Consider the following 16,583-nt stretch of genomic DNA (forward strand, 5'->3'; position numbering starts at 1 on the left):
AATTGCTGTCAATGGCTTTTTAACGTTCATTTAACTGCCTAAAGCGCTAAATAATATGTACATTTGGTGTCTTACGATAAAAGCAGTTATATGCCGTATAAAACCCTGAATTTACTTTTCGCATTATTTTTATCGATTGCAAGTTTATTTTCTCAAAGCAATCAATACAAAGCTTCAAAAACCAAAAAGGTTAATTTAGTTCATACTAAATTAGATGTAAAATTTAATATTCCTGAAAGCTTATTGTTAGGTGAAGCTTGGGTTACGCTTACTCCACATTTCAAATCTATTGAAAAAATAGATTTAGATGCAAAAGGTATGATTATTCATGAATTAACTGTAAACAATGTTAAAACTCCTTACAATTATTACGAGAATAAAGAGTTGAATATTGAGTTAGATCGTACATACAGTAAGGGGGAAACGTTTGTTGTGTATATAAAGTACACTGCCCAACCAGAAGAGTATGCTAGAAAAACAAAAAATCCAAAAGGTCTTTATTTTATAGATCCATCAGATGTAGACCCTAATAAACCAACTCAAATTTGGACAGAAGGTGAGACCGAGAACAATAGTGTTTGGTTTCCAACCATAGATGCTCCAAATCAAAAGAGTTCTCAAGAAATAACAATTACAGTTCCAAAAGACTATGTAACATTATCAAATGGAAAGCTTCTAAATCAGACGGATAATGCAGATGGAACAAGGTCTGACTATTGGAAACAAGAACTGCCACATGCACCGTATTTATTTTTTATGGGTATAGGAGAATTCAGTATTGTAAAAGATAGTTGGGGAGATATACCTGTGCATTACTATGTAGAAAAAGAGTATGAAGATGTAGCAATGGATATTTTTGGAGATACTCCAGAAATGCTCCAATTTTTTGAAGATAAATTAGGTGTAAAATACCCATGGGATAAATACCATCAGATTGTTGTTAGAGATTATATCAGCGGAGCTATGGAGAATACAGGTGCTGTAATTCATGGTGAAGATGCATATCAATCTAAAGGGGCGCTTGCTGACGAAAACAAGCAAGAACGAACTGTGGCTCATGAAATAATACATCATTGGTTTGGGGATTTGGTTACCGCAGAGAGTTGGGCAAATCTTACTTTAAATGAAGCTTTTGCGAGTTACGGAGAATATTTATGGTATGAGCATAAATACGGTAAGGTTAGGGCAGAAGAGTTGTATTATGGAGATAAGCAAAAATACTTTAGTGATAAAGAAAACGAGCACAAAGACCTTATTCGCTTTACTTATGCTGATAGCGATGATTTATTTGATCGGGTGACATACGAAAAAGGCGGAATAATCTTACACATGTTGCGGGATTATTTGGGTGATGAAATGTTTTTTGAAGGTTTAAAGCAGTATTTAACACTGCATCAATTTAAATCTGCAGAGGCTCATGATTTAAGATTGGCATTTGAAGAAGTGAGTGGAAAAGACTTAAATTGGTTTTTTAATCAATGGTTTTTCGGTTCAGATCATCCTAAATTAAGAGTAAATACAGTTGTGGGAGAGTTTAATGATATTGTAACTGTTAGTTTATATCAGAGTGAGAATATCTTTCAATTTCCTTTAAAAATTGATATTTATGAGAAAGATGGAAGAAGGGCTTCTCATTCGGTATGGGTGAATCAAAAAGAACATTCTTTTTCGTTTAGTACGGATTCTAAACCTAGTTTAGTGCTATTAAACCCAGATGGTGTATTGTTATCAGAAATTAGACACAACAAAACGGTAGAAGAATTTGTAAATCAATACAAGTACTCTGAGCATTTTGAAGCAAGAAAAGAAGCTTTGGAATTTATATCTAAGAATCAGGATAATAAGGCTGCATTTAGAGCTATGGAGCTAGCGTTAGACGATAGTTCTCCAACGCTACAGGTATTTGCCTTAGACAATCTAGACTTATCTAATAAATATGCAAAAATTGATGCTATAAAAAAGGTAGAGCAATTATCTAAAAGTGCCAGCTCTACGAGGGTTAGGGCGGCTGCAAATGTAACATTGGCTAAATTGTTTGACCCTGTATACATTCCGCAGTTTATTGAGGCGATTAATAGTAATTCATTCAAGATTATTGAAAGTGGTGTAATTGCTTTGTATCACCATGATCGAGAGAAGACATTCGAAATGATTGAGCAGTTAGATGAAGACGTTAAATCATATTTATCTGAAATTATTACGGGGTATTATATAGATACACGAGATGAAAAATACATGCCTTATATAGCGAGACATCTGTCTAAGGGTATTTTCTTTTCAAATGATAAAAATGTAAATGGGAAATACCTAAATGCCTATCAATGGATTTCTCAAAGTGATAATAAGGAAGCTATTCAAAACCTTGTCGACGATTTTGTAAATACTGGTATCCGATATAAATCATATGATGCGGATATTGCAGTGATTAATATGTTTAGGCAAATGGTTGCTACTCAAAAAAAGCTTTCTAACCCTAATAAAAACGATATTATTTACATTATTAGAACTGGAATATCCCAGTTAACTAATTAAGGTAAATAGGTACTAAAAGTACCATCGCTATAGCAAATAACGATTCGTTCAATTTCTTTTTTAATATTGATTGGTGATGGTCTTTTTTCTGTATACTGCTGCTCTTGTATTTGGGGCGACTCATGAAAAAGGTCTAATTCAACTTCCTCAATTCCTTTGATTTTAGTTGAAGGAAAGGAGCCATCTCCATTCATGAGCCAATACAATTCTATATCCGGAAATACTTTTAAAACTTTTAAAACAAAATCTAAACTCGGTTTGTTTCTACCCGAGAGAAGGTGAGATATACTTGAGCGCTGAACATCTATTTTTTCTGCAAATGCAGTAGCAGATAAATTATAATGCTCTAGTACTGATTTTAAGCGTTTAGAAAATTCTTGATTATTGACCATATGTTACTAAAAAAACATTGTTTACATTTGTAAACAATGTAAATATACCTAATTTAATCTGAATAATAAATAGTTAAAAAACACAATTCCAAGTCTTTGGCCAAGTTTGCATTAAAAGTTTAAATAAAACTACTTAAAATACTGTTTAATAGTATCATAAAGTCTTATTATAAATATTTATTATAATGTTATTTGCATGGAGCTAACGTATTTTAGAATACAAAATTAGGAAAGATCGAATTATTATGCAGGCGTTACAAATGTATTCATTATGAATAGCTATATATTAGTATATTTGAACCTATGCAAAATTTGAATAGTACAGATTTAGAGAATTGGTATCGTCTTAATAAAGTGGCATCTTTAAGTGGATTAAGAATCTTGTTTGAAGATATTAAACCCCTTATTGAATCTTGTCCATTTAAAACAGATTTGTTAGGAAACTCTGAGAATGGTTTACCAATTTATAAAATAACCTTAGGAAATGGTTCTAAGAAAATTTTAATGTGGAGCCAAATGCACGGTAATGAAAGTACAGGAACCAAGGCTGTATTTGATTTATTGGAGTTTATGAATAATCCAGGAGCTTATAGAGAATTGGTTGATGGTATTTTAAAGCGTTGCACTATTGTAATTATTCCGATGTTAAATCCCGATGGTGCTATTGCATATACTCGAGTAAATGCAAATAATGTCGATTTAAATCGGGATGCAGTAAATCAATCAGCAGTTGAAAGTAAAATGCTTCGGAAAGTATTGGATGAATTTAAACCTCAATTCTGTTTTAATTTACACGATCAGCGTACCATATTTAACGTTGGAGACACAAATAAGCCTGCAACCTTGTCTTTTCTAGCTCCTTCTGAAGAGGTTACTCGAAAAATCACTAAAGGCAGAACAGAAACAATGAGTGTTATTGTAGCGATGAACGAATTTATTCAGCAGCTTATACCAGGGCAGGTGGGAAGGTATACAGATGAATTCTATCCAACAGCTACGGGTGATAATTTTCAGAAGTTGGGATACAATACTATTCTGATAGAAGCAGGGCATTTTGAAGGAGATTACGAAAGAGAAATTACACGCATGTTTAATTTTTACGCTTTAATCAAAGGGTTGGAATTTTTGGCAACTACTAATGACTATTTAAACTTCGATAGCTATTTTGATATTCCTAATAATGGAAAGCAATTTTTTGACATTATTTACAGAAATGCTGCTATAGATAAAAATGGCTCAAAAAATATTATGGATTTGGCTATTTTATTCAAATATAGGGTGACTAACAATAGGTTAGAGCGTTATGAGCATGTAGAAAAGCATGGTGATTTAGATGGATATTTTGCACATAGCGAAATCGATTTAGCTAGAAAATATTATAATCAATAATATTTTAGCTGTTTCGTTGAAATATTTTGCATTTTTCTTAATGATATTTAGTATTTTTGTGAAATAATTACTATTTAATAACTCAGTGTATCATGAAAAAATTCGTTTTAGATGAAATCGATCATCAAATTTTAGACGTTCTTATAGAAAATGCGCGAACACCATTTACTGACATTGCTAAGCAGTTAGTGGTTTCGGCGGGTACAATTCATGTAAGAGTAAAAAAAATGGAAGAGGAAGGGATAATTAAAGGTTCTACACTTACTATTGATTATGAGAAAATGAACTATTCGTTTATTGCTCATACTGGTATTTTTTTGGAAAAAACATCTAGATCTAAACAAGTAATTGAAGATTTAAGAAAAATTCCAAATATTACTGTGGCATATATTACTGCCGGTAAGTACAATATTTTCTGTAAAATTAGAGCAAAAGATACTAATCATGCTAAAGAAATCATTTTTCAAATAGATGATATAGATGGTGTGGCTCGTACTGAGACTATGATTTCACTAGAAGAAAGTATCAATGATAAGAAGCGATTAATGCATTCTATCTTTAGAGAACTTTAATTGAATATCATAATTTAAAAAAGCGCCTCTTCAAGAGGCGCTTTTTTTTCGTTGATTTTTTAAGTTTTTAAGTTGGATTGAACTAATGTTTCTTTTTAGAGGAACGGTTTCTCATTTTGCGTTCTTACTTTATGTTTCATTAATTATAAAGATTCATACAAAAGTTAGGCCAAATTATCTGTTTCTTTAGTATTCGACTTTCTTTTACTTCTAAATCTAGAGAATATTACTAGCTTCTTTTTAGTATTAATAAAATAAACACCTGTAAGTAAAACAACAGCGGCAATTATTGATTGCGTACTAACTACTTCATCTAATAAATACCATCCTAAAATTATTGCAATAATGGGATTGACATACGTAGAAGTTGCAACTTTTTCTGGAGACACAAATTTTAATAAAAAATTGAAGGAAGTAAAAGCTATAATACTACCAAAAATAATTAAAGCACCCATCGCACCTACAACCTCGTAACTCCAATGAATTGGAGTATTCCATTGTTCGCCAATACTTAAACTTACTAATAATAACATAAATCCACCAGTAAGCATTTGATAGCCGGTATTAACAAAGTAGTTCTTTGGTAATTCTGCTTTACTCACAAAAATACTAGCATATGCCCAACTTATCATACATAGGAAAATGAGCCCGATACTTAAATAACTATTTTCTTTAACGATAATTTCATTTTGACTAACCAATAAGTAGATTCCTGTAATACCAAAAGCAACACCAACTAAAGACATAGATCGTATTTTTTTTCCTTGAAGAATGAGCATTAATAGCAGCACAACTAATGGCTGTGCAGAAATTATAAGAGCAGCAAAACCACTATCAACATAATTAAGAGTCCAAACCACAAGTCCGTTACCAAATGTTAAAAAAAGAAAACCAGCAATCCCAGTATTTATCAGTTGTTTTTTGGTAATACTAATAGATAGTTTTAAAGCTTTTGCTAGAATCATTATTAGTATTCCTGAAATCAGAAAACGAATTGCAGCTAATTGAAAAGCGGGAATTTCTGAAACAGCTACCTTATTCAGCATATAGGTTGACCCCCAAATAACATAAATTGCAAAAAAAGCTAAGACTATTAAAACTTTATTGGCAGGTTTATCAGACATACAGTGATTTGTTTTGATAAATTTAATGAATGTTAGCCTTTTGACTCACTAATTATTTTATAGACTAATTCTTTGCTAATTGGAGTTCCATTGGCTTTAATTTTTAAATCTTCAAACGCAAGTCTAAAATCACAGCCTTCTTTAAAATTAGAGCAGCCAAAGGCTAATTTTCCCTTTAAAACGGTTCCTTTTGAACATTTCGGGCAATTGATTTTGTCAGAAACTACTTTTGCTGCTTTTTTCTCCATTGGTTTCAGTTGAGCAATGAAATCTCCGTCAAATATTATTGTTCCATCAACCGTAACACCATTTTGCTTAAAACCTTTTAATTTAACAGTGCTACCTTTTTTTAAAAGTCTTAAATATTGCTTTTCTGAAATGGTTTTCTCTAAAACCTTAAAAGGAAGCTTAAATGCACAGCCTTCTTTATATTGACTACATCCATAGGCGCTACTTCCTTTTAATATTTTGCCAGAATTACATTTTGGACATGCTTTTCCGATTATTCCCGAGGCTTTCTTTTTATCGGTTTGCTGCTTTTTGATTTCTTGATAACTAATTCGAGTAGGATTTTTCTCCATACGTACTTCGTAAATCAAGTCATCTACCATCTTCTTCATTTGTTTGATAAATAAAGAAGCGCTAAACTCTCCACGTTCAATTTCTTTCAATCTTTTTTCCCATTGACCGGTAAGTTCAGCAGATTTAAGTAATTCGTTATTAATAGTAGCTATAAGCTGTACACCCGTTGAAGTGGGTAAAATTTGTTTTTTATTTCTATTAATATAGTTCCGTTTAAAAAGCGTTTCAATTATACTTGCTCGCGTTGATGGTCTTCCTATACCGTTTTCTTTCATTAGATCTCTCATTTCATCATCATCGACTTGCTTACCAGCCGTTTCCATAGCGCGTAGGAGTGAAGCTTCTGTAAATTGATTTGGGGCCTTAGTTTTTTTCTCCAAAAATGAAGGAGTATGAGGACCGTGTTCACCTTTAGTAAAAGTAGGTAAGATATCCGTAGTGGCCGATTTTTTTGAATCTTGTTCAAAAACAATTCGCCACCCTTTTTCTAAAATTTCTTTACCCGAAGTTTTAAAAAGAATATCAGCAGCCTTTCCTTGTACATTGGTATGCGCTACTTTACAATCATTGTAAAAAACAGCAATAAACCTTTTGGTAATAATGTCATACACCTGTTGCATTGCGCCCCCTAATTGGGTCTCTACACCCGTTGGTATAATTGCATGGTGATCTGTTACTTTTTTATCATTAAAAACTTTTGAAGATTTTTTAATTGGTTTATTTAAGAGCTCATTTGTTAGATGCTGGTATTGTTTTAAATTTTGTAATATACCCTTCACCTTAGGGTATAAATCAGATGGAAGAAAGGTAGTGTCTACTCTAGGGTAGGTAACCAATTTTTGTTCGTATAGCTTTTGAACAGTCTTTAAAGTTTCATCCGCAGTTAATCCAAATTTGGTATTGCAATACACCTGCAACCCGGTAAGATCAAAAAGTTTTGGAGCATATTCCTTTCCATTCTTTTTTGAAATCTTAACAATTTCAAAAGGAGCTTCTTGCACTTGTTTAGCTACTTTTTCTCCTTCTTCTTTTTTAAGAAATCGTCCTTCTTCATAACTAAATAAAACATCTCTATAGGAAGTTTGTAGTTCCCAATATGGCTGTGGCTTAAAGTTTTCTATTTCATGAAATCTTTGCACTACCATAGCGAGAGTAGGTGTTTGTACACGTCCTATAGAAAGTACCTGATTTTGACCACCATATTTAAGAGTGTAAAGCCTTGTAGCATTCATACCTAATAACCAGTCTCCAATAGCTCTAGAAAATCCTGCATAATACAAGGAGTCGTAGTTTTCTGCTTCAACCAAATTGGCAAAACCATCTTTAATAGCTTCTGTTGTTAAAGACGAAATCCATAATCTTTTTACTGGACCAGAATAGCCAGCTTCTTTTAATACCCAACGCTGAATCAATTCACCTTCTTGACCTGCATCACCACAGTTTATAACTGTTTCAGCATTTTCAAAAAGTTTTTTTACAATGCTAAATTGTTTTTGAATACCAGAATCTTCGGCGACTTTAATTGAAAATTTATCTGGCAGCATTGGTAGGTTATTCAAATTCCAAAATTTCCAATGTGGTTTATAATCATGAGGTTCTTGTAGTCTACATAAATGCCCAAATGTATATGTCACAATATATCCATTGCCCTCAAAATACCCATCACGCTTTATATTTGCTCCTAAAATCTGGGCAATTTCTTTAGCAACACTTGGCTTTTCGGCAATACATACTTGCATTTATTTACGACTTCTATATTGAAATTTGAAGGTACAAAATAACAACTTTACTACTAGTGTAAAAGCAAATGTTATCAACAATATTACTCTAAACTTATTTTTGTTTCCGTTTTGATTTGGTTGATAACAAAAGAACTTTGAATATTTGAAATTACTTTTAATTGAGAAATTTTACGCATAATAAAGTCTTGATAATCTTTCATGTCGTTTAAAACAATTTTAAGAAGATAATCATAGTTTCCTGCGATATAGGACACTTCTTGAATTTCCTCAAATGGCTCTATGTATTTTTCAAATTCTTTAAATGAAGATTCTTGATGCTTAATTAAAGTTACTTGACAAAATACGGTAAACTTCTTTCCAACCTTTTCATGATCAAGAATAGCAACATATTTTTTAATGATGCCACTAGCTTCTATTTTTTTGATGCGTTCGTGAGTGGGTGTTATTGACAAATTTATTTTCTCTGCCAATTGTTTTATAGATTGTTTTGAATCTGTTTGTAACTCATTAATTAGCCTAATGTCTGTTGCGTCTAATTGTATCATGGAAAAAATTTCTAAAACGATTTAATTGCAAATGTAGTTAAAGAAAATATTTCTTTCAAAAATAATCTAATTAGGAATATATAGTTATCTAAGCTATACATTGTAAAAATATATGATGTAAATGTATATTTGCACAATAAATCAGCCTTGTTATGAATACTGTTGAAAAACTATATAAAAGACTTAAAACAAACACCGACAACCTATTAGGTTATCCGTTAGCCAAAGATTTTTCTTATAAAGAATTTGCTCCATTTTTGGATCTGTGTTTAAATAATATTGGAGATCCAGAATCAACATCAACATTAGATATTGACACCAAGGAATTGGAACGTTATTGCATCTCATTTTTTGCAGATTTATTATCTACAAGTACCAAAGACGTTTGGGGTTATATTACAAATGGAGGTACCGAAGGAAACTTGTATGGATTATATCTGGCACGTGAAAACTACCCAAATGGAATAGTTTACTACAGCGAGTCTACCCATTATAGTGTAAAGAAAAATCTACATCTACTTAACATAAGTAACATCGTAATTAGAAGTCAAGAAAATGGTGAGATGGATTATGAAGATCTTGAACAAACTATTATGTTAAAAAGAGATAAACCAGCTATTTTCTTTTTAAATATTGGATCAACAATGAAAGAGGCCATTGATAACCTAGATGAGATCAAACGAATTATTAAAAAATACGCGATTAAAGATTTCTACATTCATTGTGATGCAGCATTTTTGGGAACTATAGCACCGTTTTTAGAACCAAAACCAAAATTCGATTTTTCTGAGGGAATAGATAGCATTTCAATTTCTGGGCATAAATTTATTGGGGGACCAATTCCATGTGGAATTGTGATGGCTAAAAGAAATCATAGAAACAGGGTGGCAAACTCAGTATCTTATGTAGGCACTGATGATACCACAATAACAGGATCTAGGAACGGATTGACTCCTTTATTTATGTGGTCTTTCTTACAGAAATTTGGTAAAGAAGGATTGCGCAGTAGAGTAGAAGCTTCGCTAGAAATTGCAGCTTATACAGAATCTAAATTGAATGAGTTAGGATTAAATGCGTGGAGAAACCAAAACTCGCTAACAGTGGTGTTTGATAAGCCGTCTGATGAAATTTGTAAAAAACATCAATTAGCTTCAGAAGATTCAATAGCACATGTTATTTGTGTACCTGGTATTACAAAAAAACATGTAGATGTTTTAATTACTGATTTAGAAAAAGTAAACATTAGAGAACAAGAATTCGCGTTGAGCTAAAGTTATTTTATATATATTGTTTGAAAGAAAAGCCCGCTTTATCGAAGTGGGCTTCTTATTGTAATAAAGCGTCAACTATTTCTTTCCAATTATTCATTCTTGTAAATCTATCTTCATTTAGATTATGATTTGCGGTAAAGAGTATGGTATCACCTTCAAAATTCTCAAGATTCCTAGCTCTATCATCAATTAGTAAGTCACCTTTTAAAATAGATTTATTACCACATAGTATTCTGTTTTTCCAAGGGATAAAGGGAAAATAAATATCTAGCCATTCACTCTTTTCTTTTAACGATAGGGGATACTCCATAGCCGCCGACGCAACATATACATCATGTTTCTTTGTTAATTTTTCTATAGCCCAAATACTGTCTTTCATTGGTTCTAAAGAACTAAAATAATGTTCTCTAAAACAATGCCCTTTTACATTAGATTGGTGTTCTTCTGGTACGTTTTCCCAAACTTCGCCGATGAGTAATTTATGATTAAATGTAGCATTGAATTCTTTATTATACAATTCAACATGTTTTTTATATGAATCAGCCATAACGCCATCCATATCAATAAAAATGGTCATAAAAAGAGGGTTAAAGAAGTTTGCTTGCTATTTCTTGCCAACTATGCATTCTTGTATAATCTTTTTCACCTACATTGTGTGGTGAGGAGAATAGCATCGTATCACCTTTGAAGTTTTTTAAATTATACGCTCTATCATCAATTAATAAATCGCCATTTAAAATAAATTTATTACCACACATAATACGGTATTTCCAAGAAATAAATGGAAAGTATTTGTCTAACCAATCACTCTTTTCCTTAAGAGACAAAGGAAATTCCATAGCCGCCGATGCAACATATACTTCATATTGATCTACCAAAGCCTCTACAACTTGAATGCTATCTTTCATTGGTTCTAATGAACTAAAAAAATCTGGTTTAAAACAATGATCTAAAATACTTTGTTTATGTTCTGCAGGAACATTTTCCCAAACTTCGCCTGCCGTTAAATCTGCAATATGCAAATTGGTTTTAAATTCTTCATTATACAATTCTATATGTCGCTTATATGTATTAGCGAGCACATCATCCATATCAATAAAAATTGTCATCAGTAAAGGTTTTGTTCAAATATCATGCTTTTTTATAAATAGTAAAAGAGGAGGAGTTAATTTAAACTTAACATTTATAAAAAAAGGGGCTGGGGTAGTATTTTTTGCTCGTAGGTTGTTTAATATCTAAATAGATAATGTAATCTTAAAAGATTCTGTTTTTAATGTTTAGGCACAAAAACACCCTAGGAAGCCAAAATAAGGTTTTAAGAAAAGATACATCCAAAAAAAAACTAATAAGCTGTTTTAAACTATTTAAAAAAACAATTAGTCTAAAAAGGAAAACGTAAAAATTATGACCAAAAAAAAATTATGGATAATTGCATTGATGTTAGTATTTCTTGCATGCAGCAAAGAAGATAATCTAACAGGGGAATCTCAACAACAAATAGAGATTGAAGGATATAATATGCTTCTTATCGGGAATAGCTTTTTTAGACCTTATGCAGATAAACTTGATGCGATAGCCATTGATGCAGGTTTTATAAATCACAATAGTACAGTTGTATTTCGTGGTGGCGAAAATGGAAGGGCTATCAATTTTTGGAACGATTCCAATAGTACAGAACATAACTTAATAAAGTCGACTCTTGACCAAGGTAATATCGATTACTTTGGAATGACAAGTGGATATGACGCTGGCAATCCAATCGAAGGCTTTAAAGCTTGGATAGAATACGCATTACAAAACAATCCAGATATAACCATTTTCATTTCTATAGCACCATTTGACTTTCCGAATGGAGATCCAAATGGAACTCGACCAGATTGGGATACATTTGCTGCAGATAATGGATTTAATTCTATACAAGAAATGTATGAATTTTATATTATTGATATTCAACACAATGCAATTGTAGATCAATTACGTATCGAATTTCCTTCCACTAAAATTTTCACCATACCGACCGGATGGGCTACATTTAATTTATATCAAATGCATTTAGATAATCAACTATTGGACGATATTACGATGACTGGACCAAAAGCAACATCAATATTCACTGATGCGAAAGGTCATCAAGGAGATATAGTTCGCGAAACCGGTGGTCTTATATGGTTAAATAGTATTTATCATGTTGATCTAAATACCAGCACTTATGAAACAGGTTTCAATACAGGCTTACACGAAATAGCAAAACAAATAACCGATAACCATGATTCAAATTACAAGCAGTAATGACCAAATAATTAAGAAATCTAAAATCTTTGATAAAACGCTATTATTTTTATTTCTAAAAAAAATAAACGTAAAGGGTAGGAATTTTTTTTCTTCGGTTGTTTTATATATGAATAGGTAAAGTATACTTAAAAAATTCTGTGATTATTTTTTAGGTACAAAAACACCCTAGAAAGCTATAATGTGGCTTTAAGAAAATCTCTATCCAAAAATCTAGTTAACCCCATGCGGATCTAGGGTGTTTTTTTAACAAACCAATTAAGTTACTTGAATGGTTTATCTCCAAAGAGAAATTTTATAATAATCAGAATATAGGTTTCCTTTTATTTCCACGAGAATAGAATTCTTATCAATTTCTCCAATTAAACTTATCGAATTTTTTTTGATACCTATTAAATTTAAGGCTAATGCGCTTTTCAATCAATTTAAAATCTTTGATAGAACGCTATTATTTTTATTTCTTAAAAAAAATAAACGTAAAGGGTAGGAATTTTTGTTTTCAGATTGTTTTATATGCAAAGAAGTACGTTTGCTTAAAAACGTAAAATTATTTTAAGTACAAAAACACCTTAGAAAGCTGAACAAGGCTTTAAGAAAAATTCTTACCAAAAAAACTAGTTAACCCCATGCGGATCTAAGGTGTTTTTTTAACGTATCCAGATTCTATGAACAGTGTCTTGATTGTATGAACCATTCTCTTGAGTCACACTCCAATCATTTCCATGTCTTATCTCCCAACTAAATTTATTAGTACCATTGTGCTTTCTAAAAGGAACACCAGTCATAGCCGTATTTCCCCTATCTGCATGTCCTCTCGTAACGCCAAAAGGAGAAGATGTACTTGTGTGCCCGGGTAATGTTATATAATTATTGTTAAAGTGTGTTGTATTTATTTGCCCTATTCCTGTTGAGAAATAAGAATTTAACTCTTGTTGTGCTATTTTAAAATCAACTACTGAGCCTACTGTTTCCTGACCATAAAATCGTAACTCATTAAATGAAAAATTACCCAGCAATGATGGTACTGCATGTCCCCAATAAGCAGAGCTTCCGGTTTCATCATCACCCAGGGTAGAAGACCCTAGCAATGGTAAATACGATGTTAACATTCTTAAGCTAGAATTACCCGACGCTTGGTTTCTTACATAATTCAGAACCATGGTCCATCCGCCACCATCAGTTGTCATATCGCAATAACAATCAAATGGTGCAAGTCCTCCAGGTCCATCAGCATCTATTTGATAAACACCATCTCCAGTTGAAAGCCCTTCTGCCAATATTTGTTTACAATCTCTTGGATCAGCTTCAACTACAATTGTAATAACTATATTTTTACTCGTTCCGCAATCAGAAGTCAATACAACATTAAATGGATAAGTTCCTGCAACAGCAGAATTGTCTATATCTATATTTACACCAGTTGCACAAGGGTAGTAGCATCCTGATGAACCATTGAAAGTTATTCCTGGATAAGAATCTACTGAAGTTACAGAAGTAATGGCTCCATTAATTACACCCAACTGATCAATTCCCAAGTTAATATTTAAAGAGTTTGATGTTGCGGGTACAGTACTATACAGAGTAGTTGCACTCGGTGTAATATCAAAATCACAACCTGTAACGTTTATATTAATAGTGATAAATTTAGTTTCACCACAACCCGAATCAATTTGTAACACCATAAATCCAGAATCACCCACGATAGCATTACTAGATGCGTCTAATGTAAATTGAATGGTTTGTTGTAATGGAGTAGTAGGTGAAGTACTTGTTACATTAAAACCAGAGATCACCAAATTAGAAGTACTTGAATTAAAGGTAGTTGTTATTGCACCTGGTGCACCATTGGTTGCTAGTACGTCCATAGTAAAAGAAACTGTTTGACCCAATTCTACACTAATATTGGTAGTAGATGCCGCAACGGCAAAATCACACGTAATATGAGTTGCCAATTGATACCAATTACCATTATTGTAAAATTCAAAAGCTTCAGTTGTGGTATTAAAAATCATCAATCCATTTGCAATTGGTGCAGGGATGGAGGCTTTATCTGTCTCTGCTAACCTTGGTATTAACAAACCTGCTTCGTTACTTTGAATGTCTAATATTGAAGAGGGGTCTGGAGTTGTAGTATTGATACCTACTTGAGCTTGTAATATTGTACTCAAAAGAGCTACAAGCATAAGAATGCTTACATTTTTCATTTAGTGGGGGGGCTAAAATTTAGGCGAATTTAGTGAAAAACCTTTATAAAAAACAAAAATATTATGTAAGTTACTCAAAATCAGTTGTAAATAATTTCATAAAAGTATTTTAAGAATATAAAATAAGAAAGATGCCCCCCATTATTCCAAATAGAGGTACAAGTTTTTTACGTTTATTTTGCTCTTTAAATAGTAACCCACCTAAAACAACTGCTATAATAATTTGACTTCTCTTGATTGCAGATAATAGCATTATTAAAGCTTCTGGATCTTGCAAAGCTTTAAAATAGAAATAATCTGCTGTTTGCAAAAGTATACCTACCAATGGGATAGACCACCTAAATTTAAATGCTTCTCTTTTTTCTTTAAATGGAAACCAAGTAATAAATAAAATAACAAGTAAGATGAGCATGGTATAAAAACAAAACCAAAATTGTAAAGTTTGCGGGTTTAATGTTAATGATTGAATTAAGAACTTGTCGTACAACCCGCTTGAGGCTCCAAGAAAAGTAGCGCCAATTATTGCAAAAATCCATTTATTTCGTTTAAAATATATGCCTTCTTTCTTGCCAATTCTAGAATAGAGCATAACAGAAAAAATAATAAGAAAAAATCCGATCCATTGAAAGGTGTTAGGTTGTTCTTTATATATCAAAATAGCTCCAATAAATGTAAAGAATGGACCTGCTGATCTAATTGGGGTTACAATAGTAATAGGCAGATGTTTTAAAGCTTGATACGCTAACACCCATGATGATGCCATGATGGCCGATTTAATGGCAATAAAACCATGAGTTTTTAAAGGAAGGTCGTTAATATATAATTGTATCTCCTTCATTGAATTAGGAGCCAGAGAAGATCCAATATAAAATGGTAGGATTAATAGAAATCCAGAAACGATGGTTCCAAATAGCACAGGGAATACTTCATTCCCTTGTACTGCATGTTTTTTACATAGATTATGTAAGCCTAAGAATAATGCCGCTAAGAGTCCAAAATACATCCACATTGCGGCCGCGAAGATACTTGAATTAGTAGTTCCACCAAACCACAAACATCTTTTTAATTTGTTTGTCAGGATACTTGACCCAGCATAGTGGTGCGCTTTTTTCTTTCATAAAAATCAGAAGTTGCGTTTTGAATTTTTTAAAAGGTAGCCATGCAACTTCTTTATGTGGTATTATTAACCAATCTAACTTTGTTGGCATATAAAACTCACAATTACTAAACTGCTTTATTTCTTCGTAATGCACATAAGTACCACATAAGCAATCCATATTTAGTTGATTGAACATTACTTCTGTTTTATTAGGAGCAAATAATTGAGCTTTAAATAAAACTTGTTGCTCTATGTTTTCGGGTTTTATTCCAAGTTTATTTAAAAGTGGTTTTGATTCTTTTTTATAGAGTAGGGGGAGTTGTTTGGTTTTTAATTTATTTAATTTCAAAGAAAGAGCATCTCTTCTATTTGGCCCAATCCAACAGGTTATATCATCTGATCTCATATGAGAGTCGAACAAATAGAATTTATAAACAATTTCTAAATGTATGGCTTGGTCATTTTTTAAAAGCAAACAATCAATTTCACCAATGGTTTGTTTTTCTCTTTTGATTTGCTGGTTCTCACAAAGTATTTGAATATTACTTGATTGTTCTAAATCATTAAATACAAACTGTTCTACTAATTTTCCCAAACGTAAATTAGGGGTATTAATATGATTAAAAATAGTATTATTATTAGAAGGTGCATTGAACTGTTTAATATCTTGAACAGCACTTCCTTTCCATAGATTATCAGTGTTTCTATAGCCGTTGTATTGTAGTTTTAATTTGTTATTGGTGCTACTCAAATGATTTGCTTTCAAATTGCTAAAATACATTTATTAATATTGCTGTATGAAATGGGGTTAACAGTATAAGTAGTTGTTTTATTCGTCTTTA

14 protein-coding genes are annotated in these 16,583 nt (G+C 32.0%); 5 read left to right on the forward strand and 9 right to left on the reverse strand.

Annotated elements, in window-relative coordinates; translation table 11 throughout:
- Window positions 1-90 precede the first annotated feature (90 nt).
- Complete coding sequence (locus ACYQ5R_RS09345) at window positions 91-2,532, forward strand: M1 family aminopeptidase (protein WP_460190671.1); 2,442 nt, start codon at window positions 91-93, stop codon at window positions 2,530-2,532.
- Here ACYQ5R_RS09345 and ACYQ5R_RS09350 read toward each other — a convergent pair.
- Complete coding sequence (locus ACYQ5R_RS09350; protein ID WP_460190672.1) at window positions 2,529-2,924, reverse strand: helix-turn-helix transcriptional regulator; 396 nt, start codon at window positions 2,922-2,924, stop codon at window positions 2,529-2,531. The two genes, ACYQ5R_RS09345 and ACYQ5R_RS09350, sit on opposite strands and share 4 nt — an antisense overlap.
- A gap of 303 nt (window positions 2,925-3,227) precedes the next feature.
- On the opposite strand from ACYQ5R_RS09350, the gene ACYQ5R_RS09355 reads away from it, so the two are divergent.
- Window positions 3,228-4,313: a M14 family zinc carboxypeptidase gene (locus ACYQ5R_RS09355; RefSeq protein WP_460190673.1), complete on the forward strand. Its 1,086-nt coding sequence runs from the start codon at window positions 3,228-3,230 to the stop codon at window positions 4,311-4,313.
- 92 nt (window positions 4,314-4,405) lie between these two features.
- A complete protein-coding gene (locus ACYQ5R_RS09360; protein WP_460190674.1) occupies window positions 4,406-4,885 on the forward strand; it encodes an Lrp/AsnC family transcriptional regulator in 480 nt (159 codons plus the stop codon).
- Window positions 4,886-5,049: 164 nt separating this feature from the next.
- On the opposite strand, the gene ACYQ5R_RS09365 is transcribed toward ACYQ5R_RS09360, so the two are convergent.
- The 3 genes from ACYQ5R_RS09365 to ACYQ5R_RS09375 form a co-directional block, all read right to left on the reverse strand.
- Window positions 5,050-6,009, reverse strand: a complete 960-nt coding sequence (locus ACYQ5R_RS09365) for an EamA family transporter (protein WP_460190675.1) — start codon at window positions 6,007-6,009, stop codon at window positions 5,050-5,052.
- Between the two features lie 32 nt (window positions 6,010-6,041).
- Window positions 6,042-8,330, reverse strand: a complete 2,289-nt coding sequence (locus ACYQ5R_RS09370; protein WP_460190676.1) for a type IA DNA topoisomerase — start codon at window positions 8,328-8,330, stop codon at window positions 6,042-6,044.
- Between the two features lie 83 nt (window positions 8,331-8,413).
- Complete coding sequence (locus ACYQ5R_RS09375) at window positions 8,414-8,878, reverse strand: Lrp/AsnC family transcriptional regulator (RefSeq protein WP_460190677.1); 465 nt, start codon at window positions 8,876-8,878, stop codon at window positions 8,414-8,416.
- Between the two features lie 152 nt (window positions 8,879-9,030).
- On the opposite strand from ACYQ5R_RS09375, the gene ACYQ5R_RS09380 reads away from it, so the two are divergent.
- The gene (locus ACYQ5R_RS09380) at window positions 9,031-10,149 is read left to right on the forward strand and encodes a histidine decarboxylase (RefSeq protein WP_460190678.1); all 1,119 of its coding nucleotides are present in this window, start codon (window positions 9,031-9,033) and stop codon (window positions 10,147-10,149) included.
- Window positions 10,150-10,204: 55 nt separating this feature from the next.
- Here the strand turns inward: ACYQ5R_RS09380 and ACYQ5R_RS09385 are convergent, their stop codons facing one another.
- Window positions 10,205-10,726, reverse strand: coding sequence for a 5' nucleotidase, NT5C type (locus ACYQ5R_RS09385; RefSeq protein ID WP_460190679.1), 522 nt, complete (start codon window positions 10,724-10,726; stop codon window positions 10,205-10,207).
- Window positions 10,727-10,736: 10 nt separating this feature from the next.
- Window positions 10,737-11,258: a 5' nucleotidase, NT5C type gene (locus ACYQ5R_RS09390; protein ID WP_460190680.1), complete on the reverse strand. Its 522-nt coding sequence runs from the start codon at window positions 11,256-11,258 to the stop codon at window positions 10,737-10,739.
- A 295-nt stretch (window positions 11,259-11,553) separates the two neighbouring features.
- On the opposite strand from ACYQ5R_RS09390, the gene ACYQ5R_RS09395 reads away from it, so the two are divergent.
- Complete coding sequence (locus tag ACYQ5R_RS09395) at window positions 11,554-12,438, forward strand: hypothetical protein (RefSeq protein WP_460190681.1); 885 nt, start codon at window positions 11,554-11,556, stop codon at window positions 12,436-12,438.
- 647 nt (window positions 12,439-13,085) lie between these two features.
- Here the strand turns inward: ACYQ5R_RS09395 and ACYQ5R_RS09400 are convergent.
- The 3 genes from ACYQ5R_RS09400 to ACYQ5R_RS09410 all read right to left on the reverse strand — a co-directional run bounded on the left by ACYQ5R_RS09400 (window position 13,086) and on the right by ACYQ5R_RS09410 (window position 16,522).
- Window positions 13,086-14,621, reverse strand: a complete 1,536-nt coding sequence (locus ACYQ5R_RS09400) for a fibrinogen-like YCDxxxxGGGW domain-containing protein (protein ID WP_460190682.1) — start codon at window positions 14,619-14,621, stop codon at window positions 13,086-13,088.
- A 130-nt stretch (window positions 14,622-14,751) separates the two neighbouring features.
- A complete protein-coding gene (locus ACYQ5R_RS09405; protein WP_460190997.1) occupies window positions 14,752-15,651 on the reverse strand; it encodes an EamA family transporter in 900 nt (299 codons plus the stop codon).
- Between the two features lie 22 nt (window positions 15,652-15,673).
- Window positions 15,674-16,522 carry a DUF1853 family protein gene (locus ACYQ5R_RS09410; RefSeq protein ID WP_460190683.1) on the reverse strand — a complete coding sequence of 283 codons (849 nt, stop codon included), beginning with the start codon at window positions 16,520-16,522 and terminating at the stop codon, window positions 15,674-15,676.
- Window positions 16,523-16,583 lie beyond the last annotated feature (61 nt).

It is taken from the genome of Urechidicola sp. KH5, from assembly GCF_054661455.1.

Excerpts from the sequence above, each read along its gene's own strand:
- ACYQ5R_RS09365 (WP_460190675.1), bottom strand. The coding sequence starts at position 6,009 with ATGTCTGATAAACCTGCCAATAAAGTTTTAATAGTCTTAGCTTTTTTT.
- ACYQ5R_RS09345 (WP_460190671.1), top strand. The coding sequence starts at position 91 with ATGCCGTATAAAACCCTGAATTTACTTTTCGCATTATTTTTATCGATT.
- ACYQ5R_RS09410 (WP_460190683.1), bottom strand. The coding sequence starts at position 16,522 with ATGTATTTTAGCAATTTGAAAGCAAATCATTTGAGTAGCACCAATAAC.
- ACYQ5R_RS09375 (WP_460190677.1), bottom strand. The coding sequence starts at position 8,878 with ATGATACAATTAGACGCAACAGACATTAGGCTAATTAATGAGTTACAA.
- ACYQ5R_RS09405 (WP_460190997.1), bottom strand. The coding sequence starts at position 15,651 with ATGTGGATGTATTTTGGACTCTTAGCGGCATTATTCTTAGGCTTACAT.
- ACYQ5R_RS09380 (WP_460190678.1), top strand. The coding sequence starts at position 9,031 with ATGAATACTGTTGAAAAACTATATAAAAGACTTAAAACAAACACCGAC.
- ACYQ5R_RS09360 (WP_460190674.1), top strand. The coding sequence starts at position 4,406 with ATGAAAAAATTCGTTTTAGATGAAATCGATCATCAAATTTTAGACGTT.
- ACYQ5R_RS09370 (WP_460190676.1), bottom strand. The coding sequence starts at position 8,330 with ATGCAAGTATGTATTGCCGAAAAGCCAAGTGTTGCTAAAGAAATTGCC.
- ACYQ5R_RS09395 (WP_460190681.1), top strand. The coding sequence starts at position 11,554 with ATGACCAAAAAAAAATTATGGATAATTGCATTGATGTTAGTATTTCTT.
- ACYQ5R_RS09390 (WP_460190680.1), bottom strand. The coding sequence starts at position 11,258 with ATGACAATTTTTATTGATATGGATGATGTGCTCGCTAATACATATAAG.
- ACYQ5R_RS09385 (WP_460190679.1), bottom strand. The coding sequence starts at position 10,726 with ATGACCATTTTTATTGATATGGATGGCGTTATGGCTGATTCATATAAA.
- ACYQ5R_RS09350 (WP_460190672.1), bottom strand. The coding sequence starts at position 2,924 with ATGGTCAATAATCAAGAATTTTCTAAACGCTTAAAATCAGTACTAGAG.
- ACYQ5R_RS09400 (WP_460190682.1), bottom strand. The coding sequence starts at position 14,621 with ATGCTTGTAGCTCTTTTGAGTACAATATTACAAGCTCAAGTAGGTATC.
- ACYQ5R_RS09355 (WP_460190673.1), top strand. The coding sequence starts at position 3,228 with ATGCAAAATTTGAATAGTACAGATTTAGAGAATTGGTATCGTCTTAAT.